This window comes from Paenibacillus sp. MER 180, from assembly GCF_023713665.1.
Taxonomy (GTDB): domain Bacteria; phylum Bacillota; class Bacilli; order Paenibacillales; family Paenibacillaceae; genus Paenibacillus_B; species Paenibacillus_B suaedae.
In genome coordinates, this window is sequence record NZ_JAMAVT010000018.1 from 67003 (window position 1) to 83757 (window position 16755).

Genomic DNA, 16755 nt, shown 5'->3' on the forward strand with positions numbered 1-16755 from the left:
GTTTTTTGTCAATCATTTTTCACAATTCACCCACTGCTGCACAATCCTCTAAAACAAAACAAGACAGAAGCCCCTCTTCCTCTATGCAATCGAACTGAAATTTGCATGAAGAGCGGGCTACTGTCTTTTATGAATTTACGTACATCTGATTCGAACATGCATGGATTTAACCATCATAATTGACAACATAGCTGTGAAGTTCCGTATGATAATACCCTTCGCTATATTCAATCAACGCCCCGTCAATGTCATAAGAATAGCGGGAACGCTTTAATAGCGGCATTTCGTGACTGACTTCAAGTATTGATCTCGCAGCTTCTGGTGCAGTCGCAACAGCAAACTCGTCTTTATATTTTCCAAGCTCGATATGCTGATCTTCGAGCCATTCATACAGCGACTGCTCGCTCAATTCAGATAGATCGAGCCCTTCCTCCTGAAGCCTTACATAATGGGTATAGTGAATATATGGCGTTCCGTTCAAATCATATACCCGTTCAATGCACAGGCAATGTCCCCCGAACAATGGAAATGGAATCGTTCCTGCTTCATTGTGTATGACCTCGGCCCGAATGACTCTTTTCTGAATTTTGTGGCCTTCTTCGACTAGGATTTCCGTGAACCGCTTCCATTTGGACAGCTTCGAGACGGAAGTATTGCGAATGACCTTGGTTCCCTTGCCGCTTCCTTTCTCCACATACCCTTCCTGCACAAGCTCAATAATTGCATTGCGTACTGTAATTTTGCTAACTTGGAACTCTTCTTCAAGCTGCGGTTCCGAAGGGATGTATGTCCCTAGCGGATATACACCGTGCAAAATGCGCTCTCGCAAAATATTTCTTACCTGTACGTACAAGGGACGTTTGTTGCGTGACAATCTCAATGTTACTGCCTACCTTTCTACATCTATCCCAGACTCCACCATCGCTCGCAGCACCTCACGCTCCGTGGCCATTGGTGTATCACCCTCAAATGTGTGCGCAAGCATGCTGGAAGCAGCGGCGAACTCTACCGTCTGCTCTGGAGCGAAGCCTTGGAATTCTCCGTGCAAAATACCGCATGTATAGGCATCCCCCGCTCCGATCCGATCATGAACCGCAAACGTTAATCGTTCCGAGAAGGTAAAGGATTCCTGCTTATACATGAAGCCTTGCAAGGAATGCGTCTGATTCTCGTGAATAGCGCGGTGAGTACCTGCTATGACCGAAATATTATACAGCTTTGCAACTCGAGGAATCAACTCCTCCAGCTGTTCGCGCCGCTCCGTCTTCTCCGTCTCCATCCCGAGCGTCAGCATCGCGTCCTTCTCATTCATCATGACAATGTCCGCGAACCTGAGCATCCCTTCATAATGTGCTCTTGCCTTCACATAGCCCTCTTCGCCCCAATGCGCAGGACGATAGTTGCAATCGAAGATGACAGTACCTCCCGCAGCCTTGACGGCGGCAGCTAATGCCTTCATATGTTGGCGAACACTATCATTCATCGCGAGTGCAATGCCGCAGAAGTGAATCGCATCGATGCTGCCAGCAATCTCACTATATGGATACACATCATCGGGCGCAGTATTAAAGCTGCTTCCAAGACGATCTGTATAAGTTACGCGCCCAGGACGGGGGCCGAATCCTTGTTCTAAAAAGTACATGCCGACGTATTTGCCGCCATGGCTAATGAACGCCGTGCCTATCCCGAGCTTGCGCAAATATGCCTCCGCAGCTTCCCCAAGCGGATTGTCTGGCAGCCGCGAAATCAAATAGGCATCATGGCCGAAGCGAGCAAGCTGCGAGCTGACGTTGACGCCTGTACCCGAAAACGAGTAATCCAGCTGACTTGCCTGGCTTAATCGCTCCACGCCAGGCACCGTCAGTCGCATCATCACTTCGCCGAAGGCCGCTATCTTCTTCATGCCCAGCTTAGGCACATTAGGCATAATACTCGACCCACTTCTTCATCACAGCGTATAAAGTACGAATATCCTCTACCTTCGTATTGCCCGTTGCACTGTCCACGATTGAAGAGTACACATGTGGAATGACAATTGGCACCTTCGCTTCCAGTGCAATGCGCAGGATCGCTTCGAAGTTATCCAGATCAATGCCGCCAGTCGGCTCTAGTGCGAACCCTTCTTCACCGCACGCCTTTGCAACCGCCCGAAGCTCATCTTCGCAGGCAAGCCCGTTCATCGGGAAGTATTTCAATGCATTCCCACCCATATCGCGTACAAGCGCGATTGCACTCTTAATAGGAACAATGGCCTTGTCTGCCTGATCCGCACTTACCGGACCTGTCGAAATGTTAACGTATCCCACCTGCCCAGTCGGCGATACCAAGCTGTTAATCCAGCTATCCTTGCCATTCAAGTTCGCGCGTGTTGCCCCAACCGAAGGGAATACTTGATTGATATGACCGCCGCCATAATGCTTCGCAATCTCTGCCACTACTGCCGCTTGACGATTGTCGCCAGCCCCGAGTCCAATTGAAACTGCATCGTCAATCGCAGCGCCGTATTCCTTCATCGCTTCTACAGCCGACTCAACCGTCGGATAATTTTTGGACAGGACTCCAACAAGTACATGACCTTCTGCCGCCTCGAAAATTTCTTTTGCATTTTCCACACTGTTTGCCAGCACATTTAGTGCCGCGCGTCCTTTGTATAAACGTTTATCCATATTAGACATGAGTAGTCCCTCCCACTAATTTGCGAATATGTGACTCAATGACGTCCATGTCATCCCCCATAAGCGGACGCGGATCGATATCGAAGTATCCTTGTCTAACCCCATAGTCACGGGTATAAATAGCGATTTCCCCTTCCTGCAAGCCCTTCACAACGTCCTTCGCCGTCGCGCTGGCCAGAGCAGGATCGATCTGAATGCGAGCACGGTATATTGCACGCCCCGCTTCATCCTGTACAATCGTGCATGTGACACCCTGGAGCTCATTCAGCGGCATAAGCTTGGCAAGCTCTGCCTTCTCCTGTTCGCTCTTGTCTTCCTTCACCATATATTCGTCCAAAGCCTGCAGCAGTCCGAACACGGATTCTTTGCCTACCTTCATGCTCCGCCCGATCCCGTGAAGCTGTACCTTCACCCATTCGATGGCTTGACGTTTGCCCGCCACTATGCCTGTCGTTGGACCTTCAATTGCTTTGGAGCCGCTATAGATCGCAAGGTCAGATACCTGCACATACTTGTGCAAATCTTCTTCCGCAGCCGCATCAACGATGAGCGGCACCCCATTACGCTGCGCGACTTCCCAAGCTTCCTCAACGGATATCATGTTTTTTTGCACAGCATGGTGAGATTTCACATAGAGAATTGCCGCGGTGTTCTCATGAATGGCATCCTCGATATGCTCAGCCTTGCCTTCGTTCGCATACCCAACCTCCACGAGTTTCCCGCCGCCTAAATAGACCATCGTCTCGACAGGTGCACCGTATTGGACATTATGACCTTTTAAAATAATGATCTCGTTCTTCTCAATCGGATCTTGATGCAGGCGAAGACTCTTGCGGCGGTTGCCTTGCGTCACGATTGCCGCAACAGATAGTGCAATCCCGCTTGATGCTGAGTTGACAATAACGGCTGCTTCGGAATCGATGAGCGCTGCAACGTAATCGCCTGCTTTATTGACGAGGTCGGCAATTTCCACATAGCTCTGTCCGCCGATCTTCATCGCTTCCATTACTGTATCGGACACAGCCGATACGCCGAGAATACTCATGCGTCCGCTGGCATTAATGACGCGCTTCAGTCCGTACTTTACATGCAACGTACTCGCCATTCGCAAACACTCCCTTGGTTACGATATGTTGATGCCCGATACGGACATCGCCTTCTGAATCGATGAGTTCAATTGGCTCATTGCGTACTTCGAACAGCGTCAAGTTCGCGCGATCTCCTACTTGAATGCGACCAAGCTCCGGCTTGCCTAACCATCCCGCAGCACGTGTCGTCACGCCGCCGATCACTTCTTCAAGCGTATACCCTAAGTACAAGAACTTCGACAGCACATGCGCCAAGCTGTATACAGGACCGTTCTGCCGATTACCGCGATAAATGTCTGAGCTGATTGTATCCACGGGAATGTGATGACACTTAGCCGCTTCCGCAACCTTGAAGGAGAAGCTGGCCGTTCCGTGTCCAACATCAAGATGGACACCGCGTGCTACCGCCTCCTTCAGCACATGAAGCGGTTCTCCCTTCGCATCAAATAAGTTATTTGCTTTGCCATTTAAATAATGTGTGATGACATCCTTCTGCTGCAAATAAGGAACGATCTCTTCAATATCCGGAGGTGCTGACCCGATGTGCACCATAACAGGGAGCCCCATGTCTTCGGAAAACTGCCGTGCCTTGCGAAGCGGTTCAATGCCGCTGTCCAGCACAACACTTCGACTAATCCGCGCTTTGAGGCCAACAATGAAGTCTTTATATCGTTCTACCGCTTCCTTCACCGCTGATTCATCAATCCAAGACATATCCGACAATTCATCGATACGCTTCAGTCCAATTTTGGAGATATTAAGGAATGCCAGCACATTCGTGACAGATTGTTCCGCCTTCTCCTTCAGTTCCCCTATTCGCTCTGCCCCCAAACTTCCGGCATCAATGATGGTCGCAACTCCCTGCTCGACACCTATCTTATCAATAGCGTCGCCGTAAGGATCAAATTCTTCAAACGCATGGACATGCATATCAATCCAGCCGCTCGACACGTATGTATCCGTACCGCTATAATCCAATATCCGGTCACCTTGACCCTTGCCAGCTTCCGTGATGGCTGAGAGAATTCCATCTTCAACTACGATGTCTATTTCTGTACCGTCCACATTCTTCACGTCTCTTACGACGATCCGTTCGCTCATGCTGCTCACCTCGCTTCGTGTAAACAATCTATCAATCTAACAACTTGATTTCATAGTGGATGGATTAAGGCCAAGCCAAACATTATAATGTTTGAATTCATAGTAGCACCGCATGTTACCAACGTCAATATAACGTTATAATGTTTATGGATATAAAAAACGAGTTATCGTTTTTTCGCCATAACTCGTTGACTAGACACCTAATAGTTCTCTTTATTCCTCCGGAAATAACTCTCTTAATCGACGCAAAATTATCGAAACATTCCCATTTTGAATAACGGCTGCGAACATTCCTTCATTGAATCGATCGCCACGAATATAGCAGGTCATAAGTTTACGAAGCGTATCGATATCCGCTCTCCTGATCTGTTCATCGACATGATTCCTGATGTCCTGATAGATTTCGTGCTCCACGAGCCAATCTTTCCAATCAAACACAACCAAAAATCCACTATCATCAAGCGCTTTTCGAAATGCGGTAACCACTTCACTTTCACAAGGATACCCGTTCACGATTCGAATATGTTCATGATCGGCGTCCTGAAAACAATCAATGAAAACGAGGAGTCTTTCTATTTCCGTCCTTGTTAGAATATGCGAGTTACTCAATGCGCCAACCACCCCTTATAAAAAATAATCATCTGCAAGTTGTAGATTTCCCGCTGGTACCCATCCTTCTTCGGAGTTCATCCGGTGAGTGCACCATCTCCAACCATTCAGCTCCCTATGACCCACGAGCTGATCGCCTTCATCAACATTCAATTCTCGTGCGGTATAGTCCTCAAGGACAATTGCTTCTGTCCCCTTAGTGTCAAGGAGCTGCATCGGAACCCATCCGCTGATTTTTTGGTTCCCCTCTGATTGCGTCGTGCAGAAAATCCAGTTCTCCCAATTCTCAGGCCCTTCATATTTTTCCCCCATAATGACGGATTGTCCCTTTATTAGCGTCAGCGGATTGGGATAATTGGACCTATGCTTCTTGATCACGATATAATCATTCATTTGCGCACACCTCATCATGTAATTACTGCTTCACATACGAGTATTGTACCATCATAGCCTTTCCCAGAAAAGAACAAATGTTCGATATCATGAAACGTTACTTACCCCACGTACTAGCTGCTGAGGCTGAACATTCACATCCCTCAAAACATCATTCTCGCCTTACTTGTAATACAGTTCATCGCGCTTCTTTAACGGCAAATTTTAAGGCCATCCAGTGTGGATGGCCTGCATATTGTCACAATGTATATTCATATTCTCCTTTAATCACAAAATACGAGCCTCGAATTGTTCCCGCCAATTTTGATTTCTGTCTGGCAAACTTAAACTTCCCCTCTAACTCCTGTGGTACCTCCATCCCCTCAGAAAGCTTAAATCCAACAGCTCGCTTCTTCGGGTCATCCACCGTATACATGACATTGAGCCCAAGACCATCCTCATAAAAAACGTAGGTGATTTGAATATTTTCCACTTGAAAGTGCGACGTTTCTAAAGGTTTGGCCGCAAACTCAATATCACGTTCCTCTTTCAAGATTCGATTCACGTAATCAAGGTTCTCCTGACTTTCGCTAGCTGGTACAACCGTAAATTCATGTTTGTATTTATTCATGAAGTAACGGGCTTCGTTAGCACGTAAACCAGCAAGTGTTTCTGCTACAGGTGAAGATTCTAAACCAACCGTAGACACATTTTTAAAATCAACGATATACGACACTTCGATCCCTCATTTCTCTTTCTTTGGTTTCCTAATTCTCTTACCAAATATAATGCCAAAAATGATGATTCAAGGGAAAATTTCGACTGGCAAATTTGCTGGTTTATTAAATGGTGTTCACATAGACTGGTATTAACAAATGTATCTCTAGATATACGACGTTGTTGCATCCAATCCCTTCATCTAGCGGGGCGATGCAATCCGCCAATCGCATGCTGTATTTAACCAAATTGGATCGACCGTATCGATTACGAAGGATCAGTTCATGCAGACATTTAGCCGCTTGAAGGAGGGGAAGGCACCTTGACCATCTCTTTATTGTCAGCATGAATGCTTTTCATTCCTTCAAAAAATGGATACTCCCTGCTTAAGTATTTTTCTAACTCTCCGTTATCATGAAGAAGCTGTTTTAAGTAATATTTTGAACTGTTTATCCTTTTTTGAATTTCCTCCTGATTCTGTGTTGTCGATCCGTGTCCAGGTATGTGAGTCGTTATTTGATGATTTAGCAAAATATTTTCTGCTTTATTGATCGTATGTACATAGTCTTCATAACTGCTAAAAATGAACGGAAACTCAACATCTGACAGGTAATCTCCAGAACAAAATAGACCATATGGTTCGATCACTGTAAATAAACCATCATTCGTATGACCAGGTGCTTGATAAAATGTCATGGTTATCGAATCTAATTCTAATTTATGTCCATCCGCTGAAACAACAATATCTACCGTTGGATATACGGGTGAATAGCTTCTATGTAAATAGTATTTTTGATCAAATTGTTTAATCTTTTGAATGCTGTCTTCTTTATTCGGATTTTCATCCAATTGTTTAGATGCAATTACCTTAGCTTCTGGAAAGGCCCCTGACCCAATAATATGGTCAAAATCGCTATGTGTGTAAATAATATATAGTTGCTTATCACCTTTCATTTTATTTATATAGCGCTTAATTTCTTCAATTTCGGCAGGCAACCAATTAGGATCTGTCATAATGATTGCTTCATTAGTTTGAATGATTGCCGTGGTAGTCATATATAGTGCACTTTGAAAAACAATAATATTATTTTTTTGGAATTGAATCATCATGAACCTTCCTTTTCCCCTTATTATTCGTGCCTATCAAAAAGGTAGCATTTTAAAGTTAATCCGTCAGTTTGCCGAACAATAATTACCTAATTTATCCACTCCAACTATAAAAGTTCGAGGAGTCTCGATAAACTCCTTCTTTTCGTTATTCTTCTAACTCCTGCAGAAATGATATGGATACTTATGGAACAAATTTTTATCCGTTATATCTGAATAATAGTATGTGATTCATCCTTAAAATAAAGTATAGTTAGTATCTAATTAAATAATCCTCTCATTAAGGATGTGTCAGCATGCGTATTAATAAATATATAAGTGAATCTGGGAAAGCATCTAGACGAGGTGCCGATAAATTAATTACCGATGGAAGAGTTACTATTAATGGTAAACTTGCAACTATAGGAAGCCAAGTTGAAGCTGGGGATGACGTTCGAGTAGATGGCAATCCAATCTTAAACCGAGAAGCAAAGCATAATGTCTATATTGCCCTAAATAAACCTGTAGGTATCACTAGTACAACAGAAAAAGGTGTAAAGGGGAATATTGTTGATTTCGTCAACCATCCATTACGAATATTTCATATTGGGCGCCTGGATAAAGATTCCGAGGGCTTAATCCTTCTTACGAACGATGGCGACATTGTTAACGAAATTCTGCGTGCTGAAAATAAGCACGAAAAGGAATATATCGTTACAGTAGACAAGCCAATTACTCCTGAATTCTTGAAGAGGATGTCAGAGGGTGTCAAAATATTAGGTACAACAACACTGCCTTGTAAAGTAGTTCAATTATCAAAATTTGATTTTCAAATCATTTTGACACAGGGGCTTAATCGTCAAATTCGCCGCATGTGCACTGCATTAGGATACAACGTTCGCCGATTGAAAAGAATCCGAATCATGAATATTCATTTAACCAACCTTCCTGTTGGACAATGGAGAGATTTATCCAAGAAGGAGCTATCTCAATTATTTAGAGACTTAAATTATGAGCCAAAAGAATGGTAAAAACTAAGGGACATCAAGTTTAAGTTAACTTATCATCGGATTATTATCCAACGGCAAGTTTTGAGCAAGTCCATCCTGCTTAAGGATGGACTTCCTTAACGTTTGTCTTAGATTAACTCGATCGCTTTTTCAAGAACTGCATCCCGCGCACTATAAATATCTTCACGCTTGTATTCCACTTGGATATCCGGTGTGATACCAATGCCTTCGAACGGTTCCCCGTTTGGAAAGAAAGCGCGTAGAGAACCTACTCCGACCTGAATATCTTCACCGAAATTCCGAACAATTGGCTGACCAGTTGACCCCCAAGTTTTCTCCCCGACAATCGTTGCTCGAGCATTATCCTTAAACGGCATGATAAAATCTTCAGCAGCAGAACCGACAAACCTGTCAGCAAGTAAGACAAGCTGTCCATTAAAACGTTCCCTTTCCCCTGCTGGCTCTTGCCATTCCGGGCGCCACTCAGCAAAGCTGTAATTTTCCGGGAAAATGATATCTCCACTGCTATGACGCTTCCTTAGCCATTCAGGATGGCGTGACCGTTCTACCCACCATCGGTAGGGACGATCCATTAGTTTCTTGGTCAACTGGCTTGGCGTAGACCCTCCACCGTTTCCTCGCACATCAACAATAATTGTTTGAGCATGACCGTACTCTTGAACAAGCTCCAATGCGCGTTGTTCATATTTGGGTTCTCCGAAGCTGGGAATTCGAATGAAGGCTACTTTGCCTTCCTGAATCCATTTCCCCTCAGTTTCCAGGGGTTTCGGGGACAAGTTAAACCGATCATCGTTGCGCGCTAATCGTGGTAGAATAACCGTTCTTCGGGAATTGTTTTGATCCTCGATTTCGACTTCGATTGATTTGCTATGAATAAAGGATGAGAGCAATTGGTTAGCTCGAATATTTTGAGAGATTTTATTCGTTATCCCTGTATACGGTTCAATTGCCTTGAACCACTCAGACGGATGTTTTCCCTCAATGGAGAGAACCAAATCACCTGATTTTAAAGTATCCGTTAAATCTCGATTTACAACCCATTGCTCCTTGAGCTCCAATAAGGAAAAACTAAGACTTCCATTCTCAGGTGCTGGCTTTAGTTTGTCGAAGTACCAAGAATGAGCATTCCTCAATCGCCCAAACAACTCCCACATCACCTTTTGAAAGTCAAGACGTGTCTCTGCTTCTACTGCTTTTTCAAAAAATGTTTCCGCCATCTGATCCAACTCATCCGATTTTAGATTTGCATCATCCCAATGTATGAAAGCACGCTCTACCAACCGAATTGTTTCCGACACGATAAAGAGTCGACGATCCAATTGTAAATGCTTCTCGTCCATCCTAACCACCACTCTCCCCGAAAATCTCGTTAGGTAGAGATATTCGATATAAACTTATAAAATCCCTACAAGCAAGAAAGAAGATTATCATGACAAAGCAAGACTTTCAAGCTGCACTCCTCGATCAAATCCATGCCAGCCATTAAGCAGCTTTAACAGAAACCTTTATACGTTAATCCAAAAAAACTTGCCGTAACTTACGATACGGTTCTCCGCGCTGTCTGTAACAGCAAGTAAAGAAAAAGGACGCAATCCAGTTGTCCTTAGATGCGTCCAAAATTGAGTTCTGTTATACGGTCTTATTCTGGGAATATGATGACCATTTTTTTGCTGCCTAAATATTCAACCGAAGTATTAAGCTGCTCCGACACAAAGCGTACTGGAACAAACGTGCTGTTATTTCTCAGTAGTAAAGGAGCGTCGGACATCACAGTTTGCTGGTTTATCTTAACTTGCTTATTCCCCACAACCCAACGAATCGTTTTGCTGTCTTTTTGAATCGTTACCTCCTTCGTACTCTGGTTCCAACTTACATTTGCCCCAAGTTTCTCGGAAATGAAACGGATAGGTACGTAGGTACGGCCTGTCTGAATGAATGGCGCTGCTGTTAGATTGTAGATACTGTCGCCCACATAGGCTGTCTTGCTGCCGATCACCAAGCGTTGAGTCTTACGCTGAGACTTAATACCATAGTTATCCGCATTTAATTTTTTAAATATTTTATAGGTTTGGGTGCCTTGGCTTAAGTCCAAGTAGTTATCGTTCAACTGCAGTCCGTATCGTTCTGCCCCCGTATCCCAATGAAAATCATAACTATTATTTTGAATCGGCTCCAAATCCCACACCCGGTTGTTGTTCAAATGTAGGATTTTTAGGGCTTTCAAATTTCTTAACGGTTCCAAATTCCACACTCGGTTGTTATTCAAGTAGAGGGAATCCAACTTGTTCAAATGGTTTAATGGTTCTATATCTTTAATCTTGTTAGAAGAAAGATCCAAAGTAGACAAGTTAGTTAATTTTGCTAAAGGAGCAAGACTCTCGATGTTATTGTTGTTAGCAGAGAGACCTTCGAGATTGTTGAATCCTTCTAGCAGCTTAAGATCAGTTACCTGGTGTCCATCAATCCCCAGATATGTCAGACTTTTGGACAGCATTCGTAGCGGCGAGAAATCCTTAATTTTATTGTTAGATACATTAAGATATGTCAACTTTTTCATGTTGCCGAGAGGAGCTATGTCTTCTATCGCATTGTCGTCCATTTTCAAATACGCTAATTCTGCGGCACTAGAGAGTGCTGGAACATTCGAAATTTGATTGTGGGCGGCGCCCAACTCAATTAGACGAGGCAATTGTTTCACTACATCTAGGGATGAGACCCGATTCCAACTTATTTCTAGATATTTCAACTGCTTCAGAGCTGACAATTCCTCAATTGATGAAATTTTATTGGCTTTGAGGCTGAGAGTATGGATCTTTGAGAGTTTCTTTAGCGGTGCAAGATCAGTAATTTCATTAATGTCTAAATCGAGATCCGTGATATTGACGGCATACTCCAATCCCTGCAGATCTTTAATTCCTTTACCTGACAAAGATACAACGGTGAGAGATTCTAAATCCGCTTTGGTAAGGGGTTCATCGTCTTTTATACCTATCCATGAACGAATCGATTTTTCGAGATTTCCATCTTTAATAATCGGTTCTTGGCTAACCGCTTCCATCGAAGCTTGTCCTGGAAGGGCCAAACTTAGGAGAAAAATAAAAATAAGTAAGCTTACAGCACGTTTCTTCATGATGATCATTCCCTCTGATGACTGTATTTTGTTATCTTGAGCTACTCTTGATAAGAATAGACATAATGAATATCCGTTACGCTATCGACAAATTAGTGTAACACCTAAAGTTTTCTAAATAAATAGGAGAATGTTGGGTATCGTGAGGTTGGCTTATACATCGAATGATTAAGGAATTAATCGAACAAGTCTTATTCCCGATACATGCTTTGGATTTGCCTGAGGGTAGCAAGCATCGTACCTAGAGATCTATCATATATGGACTCAACATGTGCGCTGGATTTCAAAGGATTGAGAAATAATTTCTTGCAATCCTTCAAGTCCATCTATCGGGATACACTCTCGAGTTTCAACGTAATCAATATGATGTTCCCGATAATACTTCTTCCAAAAGGCTACCGCTCGTTGGTTTGCTGCTAACTGACAGATGGAAATCTTCCCAGAAAGCTGCCCAAGCACCTTCTCTACTGTGATCGATGCAATGTTCGTACCCCGATATTTCTTCAATATAAACAACTCTTGAACGGTATAATCAACATCTTCGGGTACAAATGGTGGCGCACAAACCAAAATGAAGCCGTCTGTACGAAATCAAGGTTCATAAATAACAATGGCAACCAGTAATGCAGCTAGAGGGAAAATGATCGCGGTTACGATACACTGTTTTCGATTGCTGGAATACTTCCATTCGATAAAAAAATTGAACGCTCCTGTAATCGTCAAAAATGATATCCAAAACATCTTCAATACGATGGTATTGGAATAGATGTAATCATAATAGTAGAAGAATACACCTAAACAGATGATCGCAAATAGAATCAAGCCCCACCATTGTAGTTTCTTGCCTTCTTCACGAATCTCCGTTTTTTCTGGCCCTATAATCAATCTGCTGAGTATCGATTTAAGCAGCACTATAAAAAGAACGATAAATGAGATCATAGATGAGTTGGGCATCGTATTCACCCCTTTATTTTTATCAGATTCGAAATTCTACATGGGTACGTTCAAGCAGTCGTATTCCTTCTACTCGCTCTTCCCCGATTTGTTGATAACTTCCCGCAGTTGATTGGCATAGGTTTTTCCTATTTCGTATCCTACTTCAGAATGATTCAGGTCGACTAGTAACCCTTTCTTTCCTCTCTCTGCACCTAATGATAATCGTACTTAGCAATCGTATGGTCAGAATAAGTAATGGTCATGCGATATTCTGCTGCGTAATCTAATGCGCCTGGCAATTTCGTCGCTGTATCGGTTGCCCTTTCGAACTTCTTCATGATCTGCTCATTACTACTGCTATAATTGCTGCACTTCTCCACTCGTTCCAACCCTTGACACTCTAGCTCTATAGAAACTATGGATTTACTTCCACAACCGGTAATGCCTAACAACATTAATAAAAGCAGTAATGTAAAGATTCTTTTATGCATAAGTATCAGCTCATTTCAAATAAGATTGCTGTTTAGACCAGACACACTGTAGAGCAGTATTCACGAGCGTGCGAAAATTTAGGAACAATTTATGTATCGTTCAAGCAGCTTCAGAATGGCATTATATAGAAACTGATTTTATGGGGAGAGGTGCTCTTTCATGAGCTTTTACGGCACGATTGATTCCATTAAGTGGTTTACGGTCTGGGATTTAATCCTTAGCGCTTTGAATTTGTTTGTACTGATCTGGTATGCTGTACCGATTCAGAAATATTACAGGTGGTTAGACTTTGTGCCGAGTATCGCCCTTCTTGGAGCAGTGATAAGCATTCTAGATGGGAATACTTCAGATCTATCCTTGCTCATCTATTCTTGGACATTCCTCGTATTCATTTGCACCATCAAAAAGGTATTCAAGCCTTCTCGACGCATCCTTGTTCCTAAGTATCGAATATGGCGGATTATAGTTTGTATCGTCGGGGTGATCCCGCTTGTAGCTGCACTGATGTTCGCAGGGCAATTGAGGTACAATCCGGTAAGCGACTTAAGCAGCCTGAGCTACTCCCAAGCATTTGTAAAAATGAATGAGCGACTGTCAGTGGAATACCCGTTCAGTGATTGGAAAAAAGTCAATTGGGATGCGCTAAGAAGTAAGTTCGAGCCTATCTTCCAAAAAGCTGAGAAAAACCAGGATAAAGCGCTCTATTACCAGACCTTGAAGGAATACGTCAGCTCCATTCCCGATGGTCATGTCGGTCTTAAAGAAAATAAGGCAGAGCTTAAGGCTGAAATTGGAGGCGGATTCGGCATAACCGCGATCCGGCTGGATGATGGTACGATACTCGTGAACAAGGTCATTAAGGATAGTCCTGCTGAACAGATAGGAATCAAAGTCGGTGCAGAGATTGTGACTTGGGATGGCAGTGATGCGAAAGAAGCTTATAATAACTCAGGCTTCATTGTTACCTCATTAGCTACAGAACAAGCGAAGATGCATCATCAAGGTCTGCTTATGACACGAGCCCCAATTGGCAGAGAGGTGCAAGTCGCCTTTAACAATCTAAACGAAACGAAAACCCAAAAAGTTACACTTCAGGCATACGACGACAACTTTTTAACTTTACAAAGGGAGAATGCTGGGCAGGACATCATTGAAGGTCAATTATTAAGCAGCGGGTACGGCTATTTGAAGATTAATTCTTTTCAGAAGGAGCTCTTCGCTACAAGTCCAGAAGAAATATTGAACAGCAAGTTACAAGCATATCTGGATAATCAAATGAAAGGATTGATCATTGATGTTCGAGATAATCGAGGCGGTGAGGACCAATTAGTAGCGGATATAGCCCGGCATTTTGTACAGGAGGAACGTTTTTACGAAATTACGAGCTATTATAACAGGTATACCCACAAATTCGAATTGAATCATAATGAAACTAGAACGCTCACGCCTACAAAACCATCGTTCAACGGGAAAATCGTCATCTTAATCAACAGTCAAACGGTCAGCTCTGGAGAAGGAATTCCACTTGCCTTGAAAGGACTACCCAATGTCAAAATCATTGGATTTACGTCTACCAATGGCTCATTTGGTCTATACACAGCTCCGATTACCATTCAGCTGCCAGAGGGATATGTCGTACAATTGCCAGACGGCAGATCATTGAACCGCAACCATGAGATTCAAGTCGACAGCGACTTTAGCGGAAAAGGTGGCGTTACCCCAGATATTCAAATTCCGCTAACAAGAGAAACGTTTAAGGCCAAGTATGTTGATAGTATAGATGTGGAGTTGGAATATGCGATTCAAGCACTGCAATAACTTCAGATGTGACCGGTCTAATTAGATGACATAGGAAGGAGCAACCGTCTTCCATGTGTGGAAGCTGTTGCTCCTTCATTACTAACCATGTTCGCACTCCCTACTCCAGTTTCCTGTAAGCAATGAATCTATGGCTCCGCTACCTCTTGTCTACGTGAATGCGATGGGAGCGGCACTTCGATATTGCTACACTGAAGCATCTGAGCTGCTGGACTGCTGTGCAGATGAAGTTTCTCCTTTAGCAGCCTTTATCCACCTTCGTAGTCGGCGTATGCATAACGCCAATCCATAGCAAGACCCAGAGTGGCGCATTGCCAATTGCATGTGCAGCGAACGAAGCCCATGTCGAACCCGTATACTGTGCAATCCATGGTGCAATGAGCATGCCCGGAAGCATCCCGATAAAATGCCATTTTAAGCATGCATGTATCAACCAAGCCCACAGCAATCCGTTAACGACCCAAGCGTATGAACCGAATAGTTCGATTTGCAAGGGAAGCATATACCCTCTCCACATTAGCTCTTCGCTGAACATAGCAATCAAATGCAGCGGAATGAACCAAGCAAGCAGCTTCCCATTTCGACGCAGCGGTGTATGAAAAAATTCAGTAGGCGGTATGGAAAATTTCTTAAGCGGATTGAAAGGCGCCGGAAGGTATGGAGGTGGAGCAAAAAGGCGTTTGCGTGCGAAATATTTACCTACCGGTTCTAATAACTGATCAAATAAAATAGTAAAAACAACGGCTCCAATGACCCACAGCCAGTCCTGGCTATTAATGGGCGTTAAGCGAAATCGCTCTACGAAGGATGCTAGAGACAGAACGCCGCCATCTATCCAATACAGCAATATACTCAAGGGTATCAATAGAAGGACTGGTGACCATAAAAAGAACCAAAACGAGAACAAAAGAGAGACGCCCCTGTTCACCAGCTTTGGTGTCCAAACATACAAACCGCAGTACACTAGTGCTCCTACTACTCCGCATAGTAAAATCTGACCCCACAGCGACATCCACATTCTCCCGCTTTCTACCTAAAAGTTTGTCGGTTCTTTTTTCCTATCTTTTAATTGTTGCTTTAGCTTGCGTATTCGCATTTCATGTTGCGTTTCATATTGCTTTTTATGCTCATTTGTTTCAAGGTTTGAACGACAGTCCTGCTTCTTGCAAAGCATTTCTAAGCTTAGGCAATGATGCTGGGCCCATTCCGTGATACTGCATAATCTCTTTTTCACTATACTTAGCTAGCTCTGCCAACGTGGTTATTCCATTGTGCTCCAACGCACGTCTAGCAGGCGCTGAGAGAACCGCAAGGAACCCCTCCTGCGGCTTGCGCGCTTGCTCACACACCGGACAAGTCGGACAATCCGTGCTTTTATAGTATTGATGCCCCTGTTTGCAAGTTCTTAGCGTTTTATTGGATGCGGTCATAGTGGTTGTCACCTCTCCTATTGCTGTTAATAGTACGTATCTATTATACCCATCACATTATTTAAATGTTGGTCCAATCCGTCGACATCTATGACTATTTCTCATAACTCCCTTACCCATACCTTAGGCCGGGGTGCTGGTTCTTATAATATCTCCCATGATTATACATTCGATTACGTTATGACAAAAGATATTTGTTTACATCTGAGGGGGATTTAACGTTATGGGAGGAGTCAATACGTTATGAAGGATGTCTTGACATCGTCTTGA

General features: G+C 43.5%; 18 protein-coding genes. 2 read left to right on the forward strand and 16 right to left on the reverse strand.

From position 1 onward, the window contains the following. Window positions 1–166 precede the first annotated feature (166 nt). The 9 genes from M3661_RS23695 to M3661_RS23735 all read right to left on the reverse strand — a co-directional run bounded on the left by M3661_RS23695 (window position 167) and on the right by M3661_RS23735 (window position 7669). Complete coding sequence (locus M3661_RS23695; RefSeq protein ID WP_065293309.1) at window positions 167–880, reverse strand: GntR family transcriptional regulator; 714 nt, start codon at window positions 878–880, stop codon at window positions 167–169. Between the two features lie 9 nt (window positions 881–889). Continuing rightward, window positions 890–1927: a sugar kinase gene (locus M3661_RS23700; RefSeq protein WP_083189500.1), complete on the reverse strand. Its 1038-nt coding sequence runs from the start codon at window positions 1925–1927 to the stop codon at window positions 890–892. Further along, on the reverse strand, window positions 1920–2675 hold the full coding sequence (gene dagF, locus M3661_RS23705) for a 2-dehydro-3-deoxy-phosphogluconate aldolase (protein WP_251489202.1): 756 nt from the start codon (window positions 2673–2675) through the stop codon (window positions 1920–1922). Before dagF ends, M3661_RS23700 begins: the two co-directional genes overlap by 8 nt. Next, on the reverse strand, window positions 2668–3780 hold the full coding sequence (locus M3661_RS23710; RefSeq protein ID WP_065293307.1) for a DgaE family pyridoxal phosphate-dependent ammonia lyase: 1113 nt from the start codon (window positions 3778–3780) through the stop codon (window positions 2668–2670). Before M3661_RS23710 ends, dagF begins: the two co-directional genes overlap by 8 nt. Further along, on the reverse strand, window positions 3734–4864 hold the full coding sequence (locus tag M3661_RS23715; RefSeq protein WP_065293306.1) for an amidohydrolase/deacetylase family metallohydrolase: 1131 nt from the start codon (window positions 4862–4864) through the stop codon (window positions 3734–3736). Before M3661_RS23715 ends, M3661_RS23710 begins: the two co-directional genes overlap by 47 nt. Window positions 4865–5077: 213 nt before the next feature. After that, entirely contained in the window at window positions 5078–5473 is a 396-nt protein-coding gene (locus tag M3661_RS23720; protein ID WP_251489204.1) for a DUF6508 domain-containing protein, read from the reverse strand. A 15-nt stretch (window positions 5474–5488) separates the two neighbouring features. Beyond that, entirely contained in the window at window positions 5489–5866 is a 378-nt protein-coding gene (locus tag M3661_RS23725; protein WP_251489206.1) for an SH3 domain-containing protein, read from the reverse strand. A 238-nt stretch (window positions 5867–6104) separates the two neighbouring features. Next, a complete protein-coding gene (locus M3661_RS23730) occupies window positions 6105–6581 on the reverse strand; it encodes a phage tail protein (RefSeq protein WP_251489208.1) in 477 nt (158 codons plus the stop codon). Between the two features lie 275 nt (window positions 6582–6856). Beyond that, complete coding sequence (locus M3661_RS23735; protein ID WP_251489258.1) at window positions 6857–7669, reverse strand: MBL fold metallo-hydrolase; 813 nt, start codon at window positions 7667–7669, stop codon at window positions 6857–6859. A gap of 296 nt (window positions 7670–7965) precedes the next feature. On the opposite strand from M3661_RS23735, the gene rluF reads away from it, so the two are divergent. Beyond that, complete coding sequence (gene rluF, locus M3661_RS23740) at window positions 7966–8679, forward strand: 23S rRNA pseudouridine(2604) synthase RluF (RefSeq protein ID WP_251489210.1); 714 nt, start codon at window positions 7966–7968, stop codon at window positions 8677–8679. Window positions 8680–8786: 107 nt separating this feature from the next. On the opposite strand, the gene M3661_RS23745 is transcribed toward rluF, so the two are convergent. The 5 genes from M3661_RS23745 to M3661_RS23765 form a co-directional block, all read right to left on the reverse strand. Beyond that, window positions 8787–10019 (reverse strand): S41 family peptidase, encoded by a 1233-nt coding sequence (locus M3661_RS23745; protein WP_251489212.1) that lies wholly within the window; start codon window positions 10017–10019, stop codon window positions 8787–8789. A gap of 299 nt (window positions 10020–10318) precedes the next feature. Next, window positions 10319–11809 (reverse strand): leucine-rich repeat domain-containing protein, encoded by a 1491-nt coding sequence (locus M3661_RS23750; RefSeq protein WP_065293301.1) that lies wholly within the window; start codon window positions 11807–11809, stop codon window positions 10319–10321. 264 nt (window positions 11810–12073) lie between these two features. Next, entirely contained in the window at window positions 12074–12316 is a 243-nt protein-coding gene (locus M3661_RS23755) for a hypothetical protein (protein ID WP_065293300.1), read from the reverse strand. Window positions 12317–12400: 84 nt separating this feature from the next. Then, the gene (locus M3661_RS23760; protein WP_251489214.1) at window positions 12401–12763 is read right to left on the reverse strand and encodes a TMEM16 family protein; all 363 of its coding nucleotides are present in this window, start codon (window positions 12761–12763) and stop codon (window positions 12401–12403) included. 194 nt (window positions 12764–12957) lie between these two features. Next, the gene (locus tag M3661_RS23765; RefSeq protein ID WP_251489216.1) at window positions 12958–13134 is read right to left on the reverse strand and encodes a hypothetical protein; all 177 of its coding nucleotides are present in this window, start codon (window positions 13132–13134) and stop codon (window positions 12958–12960) included. Window positions 13135–13396: 262 nt separating this feature from the next. On the opposite strand from M3661_RS23765, the gene M3661_RS23770 reads away from it, so the two are divergent. Beyond that, the gene (locus M3661_RS23770; protein ID WP_251489218.1) at window positions 13397–15055 is read left to right on the forward strand and encodes a S41 family peptidase; all 1659 of its coding nucleotides are present in this window, start codon (window positions 13397–13399) and stop codon (window positions 15053–15055) included. A gap of 238 nt (window positions 15056–15293) precedes the next feature. On the opposite strand, the gene M3661_RS23775 is transcribed toward M3661_RS23770, so the two are convergent. Together M3661_RS23775 and M3661_RS23780 are read right to left on the reverse strand one after the other, a co-directional pair. Then, window positions 15294–16067: a CPBP family intramembrane glutamic endopeptidase gene (locus tag M3661_RS23775; protein WP_251489220.1), complete on the reverse strand. Its 774-nt coding sequence runs from the start codon at window positions 16065–16067 to the stop codon at window positions 15294–15296. A gap of 124 nt (window positions 16068–16191) precedes the next feature. Then, window positions 16192–16485, reverse strand: a complete 294-nt coding sequence (locus tag M3661_RS23780; protein WP_065293296.1) for an RNA polymerase alpha subunit C-terminal domain-containing protein — start codon at window positions 16483–16485, stop codon at window positions 16192–16194. Window positions 16486–16755 lie beyond the last annotated feature (270 nt).

Coding starts and splice junctions, on each gene's coding strand:
- M3661_RS23700 (WP_083189500.1), bottom strand. CDS start 1,927: ATGCCTAATGTGCCTAAGCTGGGCATGAAGAAGATAGCGGCCTTCGGC.
- dagF (WP_251489202.1), bottom strand. CDS start 2,675: ATGTCTAATATGGATAAACGTTTATACAAAGGACGCGCGGCACTAAAT.
- M3661_RS23710 (WP_065293307.1), bottom strand. CDS start 3,780: ATGGCGAGTACGTTGCATGTAAAGTACGGACTGAAGCGCGTCATTAAT.
- M3661_RS23715 (WP_065293306.1), bottom strand. CDS start 4,864: ATGAGCGAACGGATCGTCGTAAGAGACGTGAAGAATGTGGACGGTACA.
- M3661_RS23725 (WP_251489206.1), bottom strand. CDS start 5,866: ATGAATGATTATATCGTGATCAAGAAGCATAGGTCCAATTATCCCAAT.
- M3661_RS23735 (WP_251489258.1), bottom strand. CDS start 7,669: ATGATTCAATTCCAAAAAAATAATATTATTGTTTTTCAAAGTGCACTA.
- rluF (WP_251489210.1), top strand. CDS start 7,966: ATGCGTATTAATAAATATATAAGTGAATCTGGGAAAGCATCTAGACGA.
- M3661_RS23745 (WP_251489212.1), bottom strand. CDS start 10,019: ATGGACGAGAAGCATTTACAATTGGATCGTCGACTCTTTATCGTGTCG.
- M3661_RS23750 (WP_065293301.1), bottom strand. CDS start 11,809: ATGAAGAAACGTGCTGTAAGCTTACTTATTTTTATTTTTCTCCTAAGT.
- M3661_RS23760 (WP_251489214.1), bottom strand. CDS start 12,763: ATGCCCAACTCATCTATGATCTCATTTATCGTTCTTTTTATAGTGCTG.
- M3661_RS23770 (WP_251489218.1), top strand. CDS start 13,397: ATGAGCTTTTACGGCACGATTGATTCCATTAAGTGGTTTACGGTCTGG.
- M3661_RS23775 (WP_251489220.1), bottom strand. CDS start 16,067: ATGTCGCTGTGGGGTCAGATTTTACTATGCGGAGTAGTAGGAGCACTA.
- M3661_RS23780 (WP_065293296.1), bottom strand. CDS start 16,485: ATGACCGCATCCAATAAAACGCTAAGAACTTGCAAACAGGGGCATCAA.